The organism is Agromyces arachidis, from assembly GCF_052805135.1.
The window spans coordinates 17,421-33,662 of sequence record NZ_JBRBDK010000014.1; the positions used below are offsets into that span (position 1 = coordinate 17,421).

Annotated in this window: 16 protein-coding genes; 9 read left to right on the top strand and 7 right to left on the bottom strand. The window is 71.5% G+C overall.

All coding sequences use genetic code 11. The annotated features are described in order from the left end of the window. Nucleotides 1–31: 31 nt before the first annotated feature. From ACUY4T_RS14020 to ACUY4T_RS14040, 5 genes are all read left to right on the top strand, one after another. On the top strand, nucleotides 32–1,297 hold the full coding sequence (locus ACUY4T_RS14020) for an ABC transporter substrate-binding protein (protein ID WP_446019595.1): 1,266 nt from the start codon (nucleotides 32–34) through the stop codon (nucleotides 1,295–1,297). Between the two features lie 81 nt (nucleotides 1,298–1,378). Next, nucleotides 1,379–2,413: a carbohydrate ABC transporter permease gene (locus ACUY4T_RS14025; protein ID WP_446019596.1), complete on the top strand. Its 1,035-nt coding sequence runs from the start codon at nucleotides 1,379–1,381 to the stop codon at nucleotides 2,411–2,413. 5 nt (nucleotides 2,414–2,418) lie between these two features. Next, on the top strand, nucleotides 2,419–3,327 hold the full coding sequence (locus tag ACUY4T_RS14030) for a carbohydrate ABC transporter permease (RefSeq protein WP_446019597.1): 909 nt from the start codon (nucleotides 2,419–2,421) through the stop codon (nucleotides 3,325–3,327). Beyond that, nucleotides 3,324–4,799: a GH1 family beta-glucosidase gene (locus ACUY4T_RS14035; protein WP_446019583.1), complete on the top strand. Its 1,476-nt coding sequence runs from the start codon at nucleotides 3,324–3,326 to the stop codon at nucleotides 4,797–4,799. Before ACUY4T_RS14030 ends, ACUY4T_RS14035 begins: the two co-directional genes overlap by 4 nt. 59 nt (nucleotides 4,800–4,858) lie before the next feature. Then, on the top strand, nucleotides 4,859–5,884 hold the full coding sequence (locus tag ACUY4T_RS14040; protein ID WP_446019584.1) for a LacI family DNA-binding transcriptional regulator: 1,026 nt from the start codon (nucleotides 4,859–4,861) through the stop codon (nucleotides 5,882–5,884). Nucleotides 5,885–6,073: 189 nt separating this feature from the next. Here ACUY4T_RS14040 and ACUY4T_RS14045 read toward each other — a convergent pair whose 3' ends face one another. After that, nucleotides 6,074–6,895, bottom strand: coding sequence for a DNA-methyltransferase (locus ACUY4T_RS14045; RefSeq protein WP_446019598.1), 822 nt, complete (start codon nucleotides 6,893–6,895; stop codon nucleotides 6,074–6,076). Nucleotides 6,896–7,095: 200 nt separating this feature from the next. Here ACUY4T_RS14045 and ACUY4T_RS14050 point away from each other — a divergent pair, with 200 nt between their 5' ends. Beyond that, nucleotides 7,096–7,590 carry a flavodoxin family protein gene (locus ACUY4T_RS14050; RefSeq protein ID WP_446019585.1) on the top strand — a complete coding sequence of 165 codons (495 nt, stop codon included), beginning with the start codon at nucleotides 7,096–7,098 and terminating at the stop codon, nucleotides 7,588–7,590. Nucleotides 7,591–7,605: 15 nt separating this feature from the next. On the opposite strand, the gene ACUY4T_RS14055 is transcribed toward ACUY4T_RS14050, so the two are convergent. Both ACUY4T_RS14055 and lplAB read right to left on the bottom strand, forming a co-directional pair. Continuing rightward, on the bottom strand, nucleotides 7,606–7,926 hold the full coding sequence (locus ACUY4T_RS14055) for a hypothetical protein (RefSeq protein ID WP_446019586.1): 321 nt from the start codon (nucleotides 7,924–7,926) through the stop codon (nucleotides 7,606–7,608). A gap of 70 nt (nucleotides 7,927–7,996) precedes the next feature. Beyond that, the gene (lplAB, locus tag ACUY4T_RS14060; protein WP_446019587.1) at nucleotides 7,997–9,046 is read right to left on the bottom strand and encodes a lipoate-protein ligase LplAB; all 1,050 of its coding nucleotides are present in this window, start codon (nucleotides 9,044–9,046) and stop codon (nucleotides 7,997–7,999) included. Nucleotides 9,047–9,128: 82 nt separating this feature from the next. Between lplAB and ACUY4T_RS14065 the strand changes: the two genes are divergently transcribed. Next, nucleotides 9,129–9,749 carry a histidine phosphatase family protein gene (locus tag ACUY4T_RS14065; RefSeq protein ID WP_446019588.1) on the top strand — a complete coding sequence of 207 codons (621 nt, stop codon included), beginning with the start codon at nucleotides 9,129–9,131 and terminating at the stop codon, nucleotides 9,747–9,749. 13 nt (nucleotides 9,750–9,762) lie between these two features. Here ACUY4T_RS14065 and ACUY4T_RS14070 read toward each other — a convergent pair whose 3' ends face one another. From ACUY4T_RS14070 to ACUY4T_RS14085, 4 genes are read right to left on the bottom strand one after another with little or no spacing between them, the layout of a single operon-like run. Continuing rightward, nucleotides 9,763–10,611, bottom strand: a complete 849-nt coding sequence (locus ACUY4T_RS14070; RefSeq protein WP_446019589.1) for an alpha/beta fold hydrolase — start codon at nucleotides 10,609–10,611, stop codon at nucleotides 9,763–9,765. A 60-nt stretch (nucleotides 10,612–10,671) separates the two neighbouring features. Beyond that, a complete protein-coding gene (locus tag ACUY4T_RS14075) occupies nucleotides 10,672–11,517 on the bottom strand; it encodes a transglutaminase family protein (protein ID WP_446019590.1) in 846 nt (281 codons plus the stop codon). Beyond that, complete coding sequence (locus ACUY4T_RS14080) at nucleotides 11,514–12,443, bottom strand: alpha-E domain-containing protein (protein WP_446019591.1); 930 nt, start codon at nucleotides 12,441–12,443, stop codon at nucleotides 11,514–11,516. The genes ACUY4T_RS14075 and ACUY4T_RS14080 overlap by 4 nt, the downstream gene beginning before the upstream one ends. Beyond that, nucleotides 12,437–14,209 carry a circularly permuted type 2 ATP-grasp protein gene (locus tag ACUY4T_RS14085; protein ID WP_446019592.1) on the bottom strand — a complete coding sequence of 591 codons (1,773 nt, stop codon included), beginning with the start codon at nucleotides 14,207–14,209 and terminating at the stop codon, nucleotides 12,437–12,439. Before ACUY4T_RS14085 ends, ACUY4T_RS14080 begins: the two co-directional genes overlap by 7 nt. 111 nt (nucleotides 14,210–14,320) lie before the next feature. Between ACUY4T_RS14085 and ACUY4T_RS14090 the strand changes: the two genes are divergently transcribed. Further along, nucleotides 14,321–14,788, top strand: coding sequence for a MarR family winged helix-turn-helix transcriptional regulator (locus ACUY4T_RS14090; RefSeq protein ID WP_446019593.1), 468 nt, complete (start codon nucleotides 14,321–14,323; stop codon nucleotides 14,786–14,788). A 5-nt stretch (nucleotides 14,789–14,793) separates the two neighbouring features. Continuing rightward, nucleotides 14,794–16,215: an MFS transporter gene (locus tag ACUY4T_RS14095; protein WP_446019594.1), complete on the top strand. Its 1,422-nt coding sequence runs from the start codon at nucleotides 14,794–14,796 to the stop codon at nucleotides 16,213–16,215. Nucleotides 16,216–16,242: the final 27 nt, after the last annotated feature.

Consider the following 16,242-nt stretch of genomic DNA (forward strand, 5'->3'; position numbering starts at 1 on the left):
CACCAACCACGCACACAAGGGAGTGACCGTGATGCTTTCACGACGCACCAAGGCGATCGCCGCCATCGCAGGCGCCGCATCGTTCGCCCTCATCGCCACCGGCTGCGCCGCGGGCGACGACACCGCATCCGACGACGGCGGCCCCATCGAGCTGACCCTCGCCACGTTCAACAACTTCGGCTACACCGACGAGCTCCTCCAGGAGTACATGGACGAGCACCCGGACGTCACCATCGTCCACAACGTCGCCGCGGAGTCCGGCGACGCGCGCGCCAACTACTTCCAGAAGCTCGGCAAGGGCGGCCTGGCCGACATCGAGGCGGTCGAGATCGACTGGTTCGCCGAGGCCATGCAGTACTCCGACCTGCTCGCCGAGGCGCCCGACAGCGTCAAGGGCCGCTGGCTCGAGTGGAAGGAAGCCGCGGCGACCGACGCCGACGGCCGCCTCATCGGCTTCGGCACCGACATCGGCCCGCAGGGCGTCTGCTACCGCGCCGACCTCTTCGAGGCCGCAGGCCTGCCGAGCGACCGCGAGGGCGTCGCCGAGCTGTTCGACGGCGACTGGGAGAACTTCCTCGACGTCGCGGACCAGTACCGCGAGGCCACCGGCAAGCCCATGATCGACTCGGCCAACTCGGTGCTCCAGGGCATCGTGAACCAGATCGAGTACACCTACACCGAGGAGGACGGCGCCGCGATCGCGACGACCAACCCCGAGGTCGAGGACGCCTACAAGCTCGTCACCGAGCGCGCCATCCCCAACTCGGCCTACTCGGGCCAGTGGTCGGACGACTGGTTCGCCTCGATGGCCAACGGCGAGTTCGCCACCATGCTCTGCCCGGGCTGGATGCTCGGTGTCATCTCGGGCAGCGCGCCCGACGTCGAGGGCTGGGACATCGCCGATGTCTTCCCGAACGGCGGCGGCAACTGGGGCGGCTCGTACCTGACCGTCCCGGCCGACGGCGAGAACGTCGAGGCCGCCCTCGAGCTCGCGGACTGGCTCACCAGCCCCGAGACGCAGATGAAGGCGTTCGCGAACGCCGGCACCTTCCCCAGCCAGATCGACGCCCTCGAGGGCGAGGAGCTGGCCGCCGCCACCAACGAGTACTTCAACGACGCGCCCACCGGTGAGATCCTCTCGAACCGCGCCGCGGCGGTGTCGGTCGCTCCCTACAAGGACGCCGACTACTTCAAGTACCACGACGCGCTCCAGAACGCCGTGAACCGCGTGTTCGACGGCTCCGAGGACGCTGCGTCGTCCTGGAACACCTGGGTCGCCGAGGTCGAGGCCTTCTAAGGCCCGCACGGAGGTGCGGGCCGGCTCCGGCCGGCCCGCACCCTCCTCCCGACGCAACCATCTCCACCCCGATTCGGAGCCATCGTGACCTCGACGCAAACGCGCCCGCCGGCGTCGGCACCCGAGCCGGCCGCCGCGCCTCCCGCGGCCCGCCCGGTCCGCGTGCTCGGATTCCGCCAGAACCTCAGCCGCTGGGACCTGAAGTTCTCGCCGTACCTCTACATCTCGCCGTTCTTCATCATGTTCGCCGTCGTGGGGCTCTTCCCGATCGGCTACACGGCGGTCATCTCCCTCATGGACTGGGACCTGGTCCGCAACTCCGGCGAGTTCATCGGGTTCGACCAGTACGTCTGGATCCTCCAGAACCCGCAGTTCTGGACGGCCCTGCGCAACACCTTCAGCATCTTCCTGCTCTCGAGCGTGCCGCAGCTCATCGTCGCGATCGTCATCGCCGCGATGCTCGACCGCAACATCCGCGCCCGGACGTTCTGGCGCATGAGCGTGCTCGTTCCGTTCGTCATGGCTCCGGTCGCCGTCGCCCTGATCTTCAGCAACATGTTCGGCGACAACTACGGCCTCGTGAACGGCGTGCTCACCGACCTCGGGCTGCCCGCCGTGCCCTGGCACAAGGACCCGTTCTGGAGCCACATCGCCATCGCGACGATGGTCAACTTCCGCTGGACGGGCTACAACACCCTGATCCTCCTCGCCGCGATGCAGGCCATCCCGCGCGACTACTACGAGGCGGCCACCGTCGACGGCGCCGGGGCGTTCCGCCAGTTCACCAGCATCACGCTGCCCTCGCTCAAGGCGACGCTCATCTTCGTGATCATCACGTCGACCATCGGCGGACTGCAGATCTTCGACGAGCCCCGGATGTTCGACAACACCGGCAAGGGCGGCCCCGCTCAGCAGTGGCTCACGATCACGCTGTTCCTCTACAACATCGGCTGGGGCGAGTGGAACTTCGGGCGCGCGGCAGCGCTCGCCTGGATCCTCTTCCTGATCATCCTCGTCATCGGCCTCATCAACCTCATCGTCACCCGCGCCCTCGTCCGCGACGAGGTCACCCGTGCCCCGAAGGCCGGCAAGAAGCAGAAGGGAGTGCGCGCATGAGCTCCATGAACTCCCCCGCCCCGCTCTCCATCGTGGAGTCCAGCATCCCGGAGACGCCGCAGCGCAAGCGGAACCGGACCACCCGCATCAAGGGCGGACGCGCGGGCTTCTGGGTCTACGCCGGCCTCGGCGTCGTGCTCATCGCCTCGGTGTTCCCCTTCTACTGGTCGTTCCTGATCGGATCGGGCGACTCCTCGACGATCAACGACCCGGACTTCTCCTGGCTGCCCGGCGGCAACTTCCTCGCGAACGCGCAGACGGTGGTCACCGATCCGGCCGTGAACTTCTGGCCCGCCCTGTGGAACTCGATCTACAGCTCCGCGCTCATCGCCGCGGCCGTGGTGCTCACCTCCACGCTCGCCGGCTGGGCGTTCGCCAAGCTCCGCTTCCCCGGTTCGAAGGCGCTCCTCGTGTTCGTCGTCGCGACCATGGCGGTGCCGATGCAGCTGGGCGTCGTGCCGCTCTACATCCTGTTCTCCGACCTCGGCTGGACCGGGCAGATCGGCGCGATCATCATCCCGGCCGTCACGAGCGCCTTCGGCGTGTTCTGGATGACGCAGTACCTCCGCCAGGCGGTGCCCGACGAGCTCATCGAAGCCGCCCGGGTCGACGGCGCCTCGATGCTGCGCACGTTCTGGACGATCGGCGTCGTCGCCGCCCGCCCGGCCGCCGCGATGCTCGGCCTGTTCACGTTCGTCACGGCGTGGAACAACTTCTTCTGGCCGTTCATCGTGCTCGACCGGAGCGACCCGACGCTGCCGGTGGCGCTCTCGCTGCTCCAGTCGAACCACTTCGTGGACTACTCGATCGTCCTCGCGGGCGTGCTGCTGTCCACCATTCCCCTCCTCCTGCTGTTCGTCGTCGCCGGCAAGCAGCTCGTCTCAGGAATCATGCAAGGAGCCGTCAAGGGATGAGCACCATCCAGTCCACCAGCGCAGCGTCGACGGAGGCTTCGGCCTCCACGGCCGCCCTGCGCCGCTTCCCCGACGGGTTCCTCCTCGGCGCCGCCGCCGCGGCGTACCAGATCGAGGGCGCCGCGCACGAAGACGGCCGCACCGACTCCATCTGGGACGCCTTCAGCCGGGTCCCGGGGGCCGTCGTCAACGCCGACAACGGCGACGTCGCATGCGACCACTACCACCGCTACCGCGACGACGTCGCGCTCATGCGGGAGCTCGGCCTGAACTCGTACCGGTTCTCGACGTCGTGGTCGCGCGTGCGACCCGACGGCGGGCCCGTCAACGCCAAGGGCATCGACTTCTACTCCCGCCTGGTCGACGAACTGCTCGAGGCGGGCATCCTTCCCTGGCTCACCCTCTACCACTGGGACCTCCCGCAGGCCCTCGAGGAGCAGGGCGGCTGGGCGAACCGCGACACGGCGTACCGCTTCCGCGACTACGCCCTCAGCGTGCACGACGCGCTCGGCGACCGGGTGAACGTGTGGACGACGCTGAACGAGCCGTGGTGCTCGTCCTTCCTGTCGTACACCGCCGGCGCGCACGCGCCGGGGCGCCAGGACGTCGCGGCCGGCCTCGCCGCCGCGCACCACCTCATGCTCGGTCACGGCCTCGCGGTGCAGGCGCTGCGCGAGCGCGACGCGTCGCTCGAGCTCGGCATCACGCTGAACCTGACCGTCGCCAAGCCGGTCGACCCGTCGCACCCGGGCGACCTCGACGCGGCCCGCCGCATCGACGGCCAGTTCAACCGCGTGTTCCTCGACCCGATCTTCCGCGGGGCCTACGCCGACGACCTGCTCGCCGACGTCGGCCCGCTCGGGCTCGACGCCGTCGTGCAGCCGGGCGACCTCGAGATCATCTCGACGCCCATCGACGCACTCGGGGTGAACTACTACCACGGCGAGTTCGTCAGCGACCGGCCCGCCGCGGAGCCCGTCGCGAACGAGGCGCCGACCGACCGGCCCACGCGGTCGCCGTTCCCCGCGGCCGACGGCGTGCACTTCCACTCGCAGGGACTCGCCCGCACCGGCATGGGCTGGGAGGTGCAGCCCGACGGCCTGCGCGAGCTGCTCGGCCGGGTGCACCGCGAGTACACCGGTCCCGCGGGCGTCCGGCTCATCGTGACCGAGAACGGCGCGGCGTACGACGACGAGGTGGCCGAGGACGGTGCGGTGCACGACGTCGAGCGCACCGGGTTCCTGCTGTCGCACCTCTCGTCGATCCTCGACGCGATCGACGAGGGCACCCCGGTGGAGGGCTACTTCTACTGGTCGATCCTCGACAACTACGAGTGGGCCTGGGGCTACGACAAGCGGTTCGGCATCGTCCGGGTCGACTACGACACCCAGGAGCGCACGATCAAGGACAGCGGCCTGGCCTACCAGCGGGTCATCCGCGACCGCGCCCTGCCCGCGGCATCCGCTCGCTGAACGCCCCCTGAGACCTCGGACCCGGTGACCCCATGACCCTCGGAAATAGACTGACGGGTATGCAGGGGGTCAACGGGTCCGGGGCTCGGCCGCCCGCGCCCACCCTCGAGATGGTCGCGCGGGAGGCCAACGTGTCGCGGGCGACGGTGAGCCGCGTCGTGAACGGCTCGCCGAAGGTCTCCCCCGAGGTGGTGCGCGTCGTCAACGAGGCGATCGCGAAGCTCGACTACGTGCCCAACCGCGCGGCGCGATCGCTCGCCAGCCGCACCTCGGGGGCGATCGCCCTCGTCGTCCCGGAGGACACGACGCGCTTCTTCGGCGACCCCTACTTCGCCTCGATCGTGCAGGGCATCACCCGGCGCCTCGACGTCAGCGAGTACCTGCTCACCCTGCTGCTCTCGACGAGCGACCCGACCCGCAAGACCCTGCGCTACCTGCGATCGGGCGTCGTCGACGGCGCGCTCGTGGTCTCGCACCACGAGGGCGACCACCTGCTGCACGAGGCGGCGCACGAGATGCCGATGGTCTTCGGCGGACGCCCGCCGAACATCGCCGACGACGACATCTTCGTCGACGTCGACAACGCCGAGGGCGGGATGACCGCGACCGAGCGCCTGCTCGCGATCGGCCGCCGCCGCATCGGCACGATCACCGGGCCGCCCGACATGCCGGCGGCCGTCGACCGCCTGACGGGCTTCCGCCGTGCGATGGCGACGGCGGGACTGCCCGAGGACGCCGTCGAGACCGCCGACTTCACCGTCTCGGGCGCCGTCGACGCCACGCGACGGCTGCTCGACCGCGTGCCCGACCTCGACGGCGTGTTCGTCGCGAGCGACCTCATGGCCACGGGCACCCTGTCGGTCCTGCGCGAGCGCGGCCGCAGCGTGCCTGGCGACATCGCGATCGTGGGCTTCGACGACAGCCCCGCGGCGAGGTCGTCGGCCATCCCGCTGACGACCGTGCACCAGCCCTCCGAGGAGATGGGGCACCTGATGGCCGACCTGCTCCTGCGGCTCATCGGCGGCGAGGACGTGCCCCACCGCAACATCATGCCCACGCACCTGGTGCGGCGGGCGTCCGCGTAGGTCCGTCGCGGCTCGCCCTGCCTGCGCCTGGCGCCCTCGAAGTGAGGTTCCTGCGCCCGAGTGAGGTTCGGGAACCGCCGCACACGCACGAACCTCCCGTCGAGCGGCGCGGCGCGGACGGCAGGCGCAGGGCGCGGGACGCGTGTTCAGGGGCGGGCGCGGGGCGTGCGGTGCGCGGGCCGCGAGGCGTCAGGCCTCGAAGCGGATGCCGCCCGCCTCGTCGAACCGGCGGCGCATGACCTCGATCGCCTCGGCGTGCTCGTCCACGAGCACGAAGCGGCGACCCAGCGACCGCGCGACCGCGCCCGTCGTTCCGGAGCCGGCGAACGCGTCGAGCACCCAATCGCCCGGCCGGCTCGACGCCTGCACGATCCGGCGCAGCACGCCCTCGGGCTTCTGCGTCGGGTACCCGGTCTTCTCCCGCCCGGTCGGCGACACGATCGTGTGCCACCACACGTCGGTCGGCAGCTTGCCGCGCGCCGCCTGCTCCGGCGTCACGAGGCCGGGCGCCATGTACGGCTCGCGGTCGACCGCGGCCGAGTCGAAGAAGTACCGCCGCGGATCCTTCACGTAGACGAGGATCGTGTCGTGCTTCGTCGGCCAGCGCCGCTTGGACTTGCCGCCGTAGTCGTACGCCCAGATCAGCTCGTTGAGGAAGCACTCCCGGCCGAACAGGGCGTCGAGCAGCACCTTCGCGTAGTGGGCCTCGCGGTAGTCGAGGTGCAGGTAGAGCGTGCCGTCGTCGGCGAGCAGGCGCCACGCCTCCGCGAGACGCGGCTCGAGGAAGCCCCAGTAGTCGTCGAAGCGGTCGTCGTAGCGCAGCAGGTCGCCGCGGATCCGTTCGTACCGCTTGCCGCCGAACCCGGTGACGGTGCCGGATGGCGCGGGCGCCGCGTCATCCGTCGCCTCCGGTCGCACGTGCCGGGTCGACTGCCTGGTCTGCGACCTGCCCGTGTTGAACGGCGGATCGAGGTAGACGAGCGTGAACCGCCCGTCCGGGAGCGTCGCCATCACGTCGAGGTTGTCGGCGTGGATCACGCGGTCGGGCTCGTCGACGGACACCGGACCAGTCTGCCAGCGGATGCCGCCGCGACCGCCGCGCCGGACCGCGCGATCCCACCGGCCGAAGGTCCCTGCCGGCGCGGCATCCGTCGACGTAGCGTGATGCGCAGGGATCCGGACCGGCCGGAACGGGGGACACGATGCGGGCGATGGTGGTCTACGAGACCGTCTGGGGGAACACGGGCGAGCTGGCCCGGGCGATCGCCGACGGGTTGCGCTCGAGCGAGGGCGTGGACGCCGTCGACGTGGTCGAGGCCGCGACGGCGCCGGAGGAGATCGACCCCGAGGTCGACCTCGTCGTGGTCGGCGGGCCGACCCACGCGTTCTCGATGACGACGGCGAAGACCAGGGAGTCGGCCCGGCAGCAGGGCGCGACGAAGATCGCCGATCGCGGCATCCGGGAGTGGCTCGAGGAGCTCGCGAGCCCGTCGTCGTCGGTCGCGGTCGCGACGTTCGACACGCGCACCGTGAAGCCCCGCCTGCCCGGCTCGGCGGCCAGGAAGGCGATGAAGCAGCTCGTCGCGAAGGGGTTCCGTCCGGTCGACCACGCGATGTCGTTCGGCGTGCAGGGCTACTCGGGGCCGGTCGCCGACGGCGAGCTCACGCGGGCGCGCGAGTGGGGCACGACCCTCATCGACGCGTAGGGCGGATGCCGCGCCTCAGCGCTCGACGTCGAGGCGGATGCGACCGCGGAACCGGTCGGGGTCGTCGTCGCCCGCGTCGGCCGCCGCGTACGAGATGCCCTGGTCGCCGTCGCCCGGCACCGGGGCGGGGACGGGCAGCCGCGCCTGGCGGTCGACCTCGACCTGCGCCTCGTACTTGCGGGGCGCGAAGACCTCGTCGCCGATCATGAGCACGGCGGAGCCGCTCGGCTTGCCCTGCTTGGTCTTGTCGGACAGGTCGATCCAGCGCAGGCGCACCGCGATCGCGCCGAGCGCGATCACCGCACCGGCGATGAGGAGACCCATCCACCAATCCACCCGGCGATTGTAGCGGGGGTGACGAGGGCTCACGTTCAGGGGTTCCACAGCCCCGTCCCGCGTTCCGGCCTCACGGCACGCGCTGCAGCCACTCCTCGGTCGCGAACTTGGAGGCGACGAGTGCCTCGGCCTCGGCGAGCTCATCGGCCGCGACCGCGCCCGGGGTGGCGCCGTGCAGCCCGGCGAACGTCTCCTTGAGTCGGTCGATGACGTCGGCGCGCGAGAGGCCCGTCTGCGACCGCAGCGGGTCGACCCGCTTGGCCGCCGACGCGATGCCCTTGTCGCTGATCTTCTCGCGGCCGATGCGCAGCACCTCGAGCATCTTGGCGTTGTCGAGGTCGTACGCCATCGTCACGTGGTGCAGCACGCCGCCCGAGCCGAGCCGCTTCTGCGCGGCGCCGCCGATCTTGCCCGCGGGGCTCGCGATGTCGTTCAGCGGCTGGTACGTGGCCTCGATGCCCATCGAGCGCAGGCCCTGCAGCACCCAGTCGTCGAGGAACGCGTACGAGTCGGCGAAGCTCATGCCCTGCACCAGCTCGGCCGGCACGTACAGCGAGTAGGTGACGACGTTGCCCTTCTCCATCATCATCGCGCCGCCGCCCGAGATGCGCCGGACGACGTCGAAGCCGTGGCGGGCGGCGCCATCCGGGTCGACTTCATTGCGCACCGACTGGAACGAGCCGATCACGACGGCCGACTCCTCCCACTCCCAGAACCGCAGCGTGGGCTTGCGCCGCCCCTCGCCGACGCGCGACGCGAGCACCTCGTCGAGCGCCAGGTGCAGGCGCGGCGGGAAGGCCGGGTCGTGCACGATCTCCCACTCGTAGTCCGACCAGGTCCGGGCGTCCGTCATCGCGCGGCGCACCGCCACCGCGATCGCCTCGGCCGAGAACCCGAGCATGACGGCGTCGGGCCGGAGTCCCTTGGCGATCGCCGCGGCGATCTGCTTGGCGTCGGATGCCGCGGGCAGCCCGTCGAGCGCCCGGTTCAGGTCGTCCAGCGCTTCATCCGGCTCGAGGAAGAAGTCGCCCGCCACCCGCGCGTCGCGGATCGCCCCGTCGACCACGTCGAAGTCGACCACCACGAGCTTGCCGCCCGGAACCTTGTACTCACCGTGCATGCGACCAAGCCTACGGATGCCGGACCCACGAGCGTAGGCTCGGCGACGGGACGACCCACGCACCGAGAGAACGGATGCCGCGATGACGACGCTCTTCCTGGCCCGCCACGGCGAGACGGTCTGGCACGCCGAGCACCGCTACGCGGGTTCCTCCGACGTGGAGCTCACCGACCACGGCCTCGTGCAGGCCGACGAGCTGGCCGAATGGTCGGCGCGGGCACGGCTGTCGGCGGTCGTCGCCTCGCCGATGCTGCGGGCGCGCCTCACCGCGGAACCGTCGGCGGCGGCCACCGGCCTCGAACTCCGGCTCGATGCCCGGCTCGTCGAGATCGACTTCGGCACCGGCGAGGGGCTCACCCCCGCCGAGCTCGACGAACGGATGCCGGCCGAGTGGGCCTCGTTCGAACGGCACCCGGCACGTCAGCCGATGCCCGCCGGCGAGGCCGGGGTCGAGGGCATCGCCCGGGCGCTGCCGGCGCTGCTCGAGCTGGCCGACGAGTTCCCGCACGGCCGGGTGCTCGTCGTGACGCACGCGACGCTCATGCGGCTGGTGCTGTGCGAACTGCTCGGCATCGACCCGGACCGCTACCGCGACCTGTTCCCGGTCGTCGAGAACTGCGCGCCGACGATCGTGCGGTTCGAGGAGCTGGGCGGCGAGCGGCGCGCGCGGCTGCTCGGCTTCAACATCCCGCCGCGCCCCTGACCGCCGCCGCCGGTCAGTCGACGGCGAAGCGCTCGTCGAGCCAGCGCACGAGGTCGGCGCGGACCTCCTCGCGGTTCGTCTCGTTGAAGATCTCGTGGCGGGCGCCGTCGTAGACGACGAGCGTCACGTCGACGAGCCCCGACCGCCGCGCGTACGCGTTCGCGAGCTTCACGGCGCTCCGCTCCCCGCCGAGCGTGTCCTCGGAGCCGATCATGATCAGCAGCGGCAGCTCGACGGGCAGGCCCCGCCTCGGCCGGCCGAGCAGCCGCGCCGCCTCGATGAGGCCGAAGAGCTGCTGCAGCGGCACGTCGGTCGTGTACGGGTCGCGCACGAACGCCTCGGCGACGGCCGGGTCGCGCGAGAGCCATTCGAGCCCCGTGGTGCCGAGGTGCCGGTGCCGACGGTTGAGGTCGCCGGAGTTCATGTGGGGCGGCATCCGGTAGGCGGTGCCCGTGAGCACGACCGCGTCGTAGTCGTCGGCGTGCCGGTTGAGGATGATCTGCGCCATGAGCGACCCCCACGAGTGCCCCAGCAGCACGAGCGGCAGATCGTCCCCCTCGGTCTCCCGGATGACACCGGTGAAGCGGTGCACGTCGTCGATCGCGGCCCGCAGCCCGCCCGGCCCGAGGCGGCCCATGCGGTCGAGGTCGCCGCCGTGCTGCTCGAACCCGGTCTGCCCGTGCCCGCGGTGGTCGTCGGCCCACACGGAGTAGCCGGCGGCGTTCAGCGCCTCGACGAGTTCGCCGTAGCGGCCGATGTGCTCGCCGACGCCGTGCACGAGCTGCACCACCGCGACCGGGTCGGGCACGCGCCAGGACTCGTAGTGGATTCGCACGCCCTGCGGGTCGGTGAACGTCGGCATGCGCCCATCCTCGCAGGACCGACCCTCGTCGCGCGGGGACTCGCGGGCGGGGGTCGGCCGTCAGGACTCGCGCGTCACCTCCACCGACACGAAGAGCTCGGACGACGAGGGGCCCGCGTACACCCCGCGGAGCGGAGCGACGTCGGCGTAGTCGCGGCCGCGGCCCACCAGCACGTGCAGTTCCCCGACCTCGGCGAGGTTCGTGGGGTCGTATCCGCGCCACGACCCGGCGAACCATTCGACCCACGCGTGCGATTCGCCGGTCACCGTGACGCCGACGGGGGCCTCGCGGTCGGGGTGCAGGTAGCCGGAGGCGTACCGGGCCGGGATGCCGACCGAGCGCAGCGCACCGACCGCGAGGTGCGCGATGTCCTGGCAGACGCCCTTCCGCTCGGTCCAGGCCTCTCGCGCCGTCGAGTTCACGGCGGTCACGCCCGTCACGTACTCGACGGCGTCGCCGATCGCGCGGGAGATCTCGAGCGCGGTCTCACCGACCGGCATGCCCTCGGCCGCGATCTCCGCGGCGAGTGCGGCGACCTCGGGCGGCGGCTGCGTGGCATCCGTCTGGGTGGTGTACTCGATGAACGGCACGCTCGAGGTCCGGATCCCGACGAGCTCGTCCCAGCTCGGCTCCTGCCGGCGGACGGGCAGCGGCCGCACCTCGACGACGCTCGTAGCGGTGACCGAGAGCTCGCGATGCGGGGTGAGGACCTCGAACGTCGACACTCGCGTGCCCCAATAGTCGAGGTAGGCGTGCTGCGTCGCACCGGGGCGGATGTCGAGGCTCGCGTGCAGCACGAACTGCTCCCCGCCGGAGTGCGGGAGCATCCGCGCCTCGTTGTACGACGCCGTGGCCTCCTCGGCGTAGGCGAACCCGGTGCGGTGGACGATGCGGAGCCGACTCACGAGACCTCCCCGGTCCAGACCGGCACGACGCTCGTCGGGAAGTAGCGCTGCCGGATCGCGTCGCTCGCCGCCGAGACGACCTCCTGGACGCGTTCCATGTTGCCGGCCAGGTCGAACAGGATGTCGCCGATCGGCCGGTACTCGAGTTCGGAGCGGATCTGCCCGAGCAGCCGCTGCGCCTGGTCGGTCACGCCGACGCGACCGGCTCGCGGGTCGATCTCGCGGAGCGACTCCTCGGCGCGGATCACGCTGGAGATGATCGACCGCGGGAACAGTCGGTCGAGCAGCAGGAACTCCGCCGCCGAGAGCGTCGAGGGCACCCCGCGGTAGCTGCGGAGGTAGGCCTCGTAGCCCCCGCAGCTGCGGAGGATCGTCGTCCAGCTCGGGCCGCTCGCCTCGGTCAGCGACCGGGTCGCGAGCAGCCGCGCGGTCATGTCGGCGCGTTCGATCGAGCGGCCGAGGTTGAAGAAGTGCCACGCCTCGTCGCGGCTCGATGCCGAGTCGACCACCCCGATCGCGAGCGCCGACCGATCGCGGACCCAGCGGAAGAACTCGTGGGTCTTGTCGGTTGCCACGTGCCGCGGCATCCGCGCGTAGGTGTGGTTCAGCGCCTCCCACAGCTCGGTCGACACGATCTCGCGGGCGCGTCGCGCGTTCTCGCGGGCCGCGATCACCGAGTGGGCGATCGACGCCGGATGGCTCGGGTCGACCGCGAGGAGCGCGATGACGTCCGACGGTCCGAGCGCGGCGTCCGCGTCGGGCTCGCTGCCCATGACCGCCAGGATCGCGCGGCAGGCGGAGGCCTCGTCGATCCACGGATCCTCGAGGAGGAGCTGCAGGTGCACGTCGATGATCCGGGCGGTGCCGTCGCTGCGTTCGATGTAGCGGCCGATCCAGAACAGGCTCTCGGCGATGCGGCTCAGCATGACGACACCTCCGGTCGGGTGCGCGGGCGGGACGGGCCCTGCTGTTGCTGTTGCTGCTGCTGGCGGATCGGGGCGTCCTCGTCCTGCGGCGAGGACTCGGGCCGATGGCCCCGGTGGTGCGCGGCCTGGTCGGCCTCGGCGATCGGATCGGCGGCGTTGGCGATCCCCGTCGCGGTGGCGGGCGTGCTCGCAAGGCCCGTCGCCTGGTCCGCGACGACGGTGCCGATCCGCCCGCCGGCGCCGTGGACGCTGCCGAGCACCTCCGGCCGAGGGCTGGGCACGAGCCCCGCGATCGGGCCCGTCGTGACCGAGTCGTCGAGCACCCAGGTGTCCTTCGACCCGCCGCCCTGGCTCGAGTTCACGATGAGCTGCCCCTCGGGCAGGGCGACGCGCGTCAGCCCGCCGGGCAGCACCCAGACGTCGTCGCCGTCGTTCACCGCGAACGGCCGCAGGTCGGCGTGCCGGGGACGCATGCCGTCCTCGACGAGCGTCGGGAGCGTCGAGAGCTGCACGACCGGCTGGGCGATCCAGCCCCGCGGGTCCTTGCGCAGTCGGCCGCGCAACTCGGCGAGCGTCGACTTCGAGGCATCCGGCCCGACCACGAGGCCCTTGCCGCCCGACCCGTCGACGGGCTTCACGACGAGCTCGTCGAGTCGGTCGAGCACCTCGGCGAGCGCCTCGGGCTCCTCCAGACGCCAGGTGTCGACGTTCGGCAGGACCGGCTCCTCGTCGAGGTAGTACCTGATGAGGTCGGGAACGTAGGTGTAGACGAGCTTGTCGTCGGCGACGCCGTTGCCGACCGCGTTCGCGATGGTCACGTGGCCGAGGCGCGCCGCGAGCATGAGCCCGGGAGCGCCGAGCACCGAGTCCGGGCGGAACTGCTGCGGATCGAGGAACTCGTCGTCGACGCGCCGGTAGATGACGTCGACGCGGGTGGGTCCGGCGGTCGTACGCATCCACACGCGTCCGCCCGAGCAGAAGAGGTCGCGCCCCTCGACGAGCTCGACGCCCATGAGCCGGGCGAGGAGGGTGTGCTCGTAATAGGCCGAGTTGTAGACGCCGGGGGTGAGCACCACGACGGTGGGGTCGTCGACGCCCTCGGGCGCGCTGGCCCGCAGCGCCTGCAGGAGCCTGTTGGGATAGTCGCCGACCGGGCGGACCCGCATCGAGGTGAACAGCTCCGGCAGGGTCTGCGCCATGACGCGGCGGTTCGAGATGACGTAGCTCACGCCGCTCGGCACCCGGACGTTGTCCTCGAGGACCCGCCAGTCGCCGCGCTCGTCGCGGATGACGTCGATGCCGGCCACGTGGATGCGCACGCCGTTCGCGCTCTCGATCCCGGCGGCCTGCCGGTGGAAGTGCGTCGACGAGCTGATCAGCGCGGCCGGGATCACGCCGTCGCGGACGACGTCCTGGCGGCCGTACACGTCGCCGAGGAAGCGCTCGAGGGCCCGCACGCGCTGCGCGACGCCCGCCTCGACCACGTTCCATTCGCCCGCGCCGATGACCCGGGGGACGGCGTCGAGTGGGAAGGGCCGCTCCTCGCCGGCGAAGTCGAACGTGACGCCCTGCGCCAGGTAGCTGCTCGCGAGCGCATCGGTGCGTCCGCGCAGCTCGTCCTGCGTCATGCGGGCGAGCGCGGGATAGAGCTCGCGGTAGGGCTCGCGCACCGTCACGGCGTCGGCGGGGAACATCTCGTCCCACGGCCGGACCCGGCTCCGCTTGCGCGACCGCGTCGCCGCATACCCGTCGAAGAGGCTTCCCATGCGCCTACGTTTCCAGCCGGGTGTTTCAGTCCGGTTACCGACACGCGTCGGACGGGAATCGGCCTCGAACGCCGGGAATCATTAGCTACGCTAATTTGTTAGGCTAACGATGTGACCGACACCATCACCCAGGCGCCCGCGCCGGCCCGCACGCGTCGCACGCCGCTCGCCGAGCAGAGCACCGAGCTCCGCCTCGCCGTCATGCGGCTGGCCCGTCGCATCCGCCAGGAGCGCGCCGACGCCGAGCTCAGCGCGACCCAGTACGCCGCGCTCGCCTGGACCGCGAGCGAGGGCCCGCTCACGCCCGGTCGGCTCGCCGAGCTCGAACGGGTCACTCCCCCGTCGATGAACCGCACCGTGAACTGCCTCGTCGACTCGGGCCTGCTCGTCCGCGAGGGCTCGCCCGACGACGGCCGCAAGGTCCTGCTCCGCACGACCGACGAGGGCGAGGCGATCGTCCGCGAGACCCGACGCCGTCGCGACGCCTGGCTCGCCAAGCGGTTCGCCACCCTCACCCCCGACGAGCGCGACACGCTCGCCGCCGCCACCGACATCCTCAGGAGGCTCACCGACCAGTGAGATCCATGTTCCGTTCCCTCGCCTCAGTCGACTACCGCATCTGGTTCATCGGCGCGCTCGTCTCCAACATCGGCGCGTGGATGCAGGCCACGGCCCAGAGCTGGGTCGTGCTCACCGAGCTCACCGACAACGACGCCCTCGCCGTCGGCGTCACGATGGCGCTGCAGTTCGCGCCGCAGCTGCTGCTCGTGCCCGTCACCGGCCTCATCGCCGACCGCTTCGAGCGTCGCAGGATCCTGATGTTCACGCAGTCGGCGCTCATGGCGCTCGGACTCGCGCTCGGCCTGCTGCTGATCCTCGGGCACGCGGAACTCTGGCACCTCTACGTCTTCGCGGGCCTGCTCGGCGTGGTCAACGCGATCGACATCCCGGCGCGGCAGACGTTCGTCGCCGACCTCGTGTCGTCGTCGGACATGTCGAACGCGGTCGCGCTGAACTCGGCATCGTTCAACGCGGCGCGCATGATCGGCCCCGCCCTCGCCGGGGTGCTCATCGTGCTCGTCGGCACCGGGTGGGTGTTCGTCATCAACGCGATCACGTTCGTCGCCGTCCTCGTCGCGCTCGCGAAGCTGCGCGGCTCGCGCCTGCGGCGGATGCCGCGGCCCACGCGGGAACGCGGCGCCTTCGTCGCCGGGTTCCGCTACGTCGCCGGGCGGCCCGACCTCGTGGTCGTGTTCGCCATCGTCTTCCTCGTCGGTGCGTTCGGCATGAACTTCCCGATCTTCTCCTCCACCATGGCGGTCGAGTTCGGCCGCGGCGCCGGCGAGTACGGGCTGCTCAACTCGATCCTCGCGATCGGCTCGCTGACCGGCGCGCTCATGGCCGCCCGGCGCGCCCGCGCGCGCCTGCGCATCATCATCGTCGCCGCCGGGCTGTTCGGCGCGGCCGTGGCGGTCTCGGCGGTCATGCCCGCGTACTGGCTGTTCGCGGCATCCACCGTCTTCATCGGGTTCGGTGCGGTCACGATGCTCACGACCGCGAACGCGTACGTGCAGACCACGACCGACCCGCTGCTTCGCGGCAGGGTGATGGCGCTCTACATGGCGATCCTGTCGGGCGGCACGCCCGTGGGCGCGCCGATCGTGGGTGCCGTGGCGAACGCCTGGGGTCCGCGCTGGGCCCTCGGCGTCGCCGCGGTCGCCGCGGGGATCGCGGCGCTGGTCGGCCTCGCGTGGCTCGTGGTCGCACGCGGACTGCGCGTGGTGCGCCATCCGGTCGAGGGGTGGATGCCGCGGTTCGGCCTCGACTACGCCGAGCCGCCCACCGCGGCGATCGCCGTGCCGATCACCCGCCCGATCGACGTCGCCCGCGAGGACGGCCCGGTCGGTGCGCACGTCGCCGCCCGTCGCACCGGCCCCCTCGTGCTCCCCGCAGCCGAGCGGCCGGCGCGACGCCGCACCGCCGGCGCGCCCCCCTCGACCCCCTGACCCGACTCCCCCCTCCCCACCCCACCG

Bases quoted from the DNA above. Each gene is read 5' to 3' on its own strand.
- ACUY4T_RS14020 (WP_446019595.1), top strand. From the start codon at position 32: ATGCTTTCACGACGCACCAAGGCGATCGCCGCCATCGCAGGCGCCGCA.
- ACUY4T_RS14030 (WP_446019597.1), top strand. From the start codon at position 2,419: ATGAACTCCCCCGCCCCGCTCTCCATCGTGGAGTCCAGCATCCCGGAG.
- ACUY4T_RS14035 (WP_446019583.1), top strand. From the start codon at position 3,324: ATGAGCACCATCCAGTCCACCAGCGCAGCGTCGACGGAGGCTTCGGCC.
- ACUY4T_RS14040 (WP_446019584.1), top strand. From the start codon at position 4,859: ATGCAGGGGGTCAACGGGTCCGGGGCTCGGCCGCCCGCGCCCACCCTC.
- ACUY4T_RS14045 (WP_446019598.1), bottom strand. From the start codon at position 6,895: ATGGCGACGCTCCCGGACGGGCGGTTCACGCTCGTCTACCTCGATCCG.
- ACUY4T_RS14050 (WP_446019585.1), top strand. From the start codon at position 7,096: ATGGTGGTCTACGAGACCGTCTGGGGGAACACGGGCGAGCTGGCCCGG.
- lplAB (WP_446019587.1), bottom strand. From the start codon at position 9,046: ATGCACGGTGAGTACAAGGTTCCGGGCGGCAAGCTCGTGGTGGTCGAC.
- ACUY4T_RS14065 (WP_446019588.1), top strand. From the start codon at position 9,129: ATGACGACGCTCTTCCTGGCCCGCCACGGCGAGACGGTCTGGCACGCC.
- ACUY4T_RS14070 (WP_446019589.1), bottom strand. From the start codon at position 10,611: ATGCCGACGTTCACCGACCCGCAGGGCGTGCGAATCCACTACGAGTCC.
- ACUY4T_RS14080 (WP_446019591.1), bottom strand. From the start codon at position 12,443: ATGCTGAGCCGCATCGCCGAGAGCCTGTTCTGGATCGGCCGCTACATC.
- ACUY4T_RS14085 (WP_446019592.1), bottom strand. From the start codon at position 14,209: ATGGGAAGCCTCTTCGACGGGTATGCGGCGACGCGGTCGCGCAAGCGG.
- ACUY4T_RS14095 (WP_446019594.1), top strand. From the start codon at position 14,794: ATGTTCCGTTCCCTCGCCTCAGTCGACTACCGCATCTGGTTCATCGGC.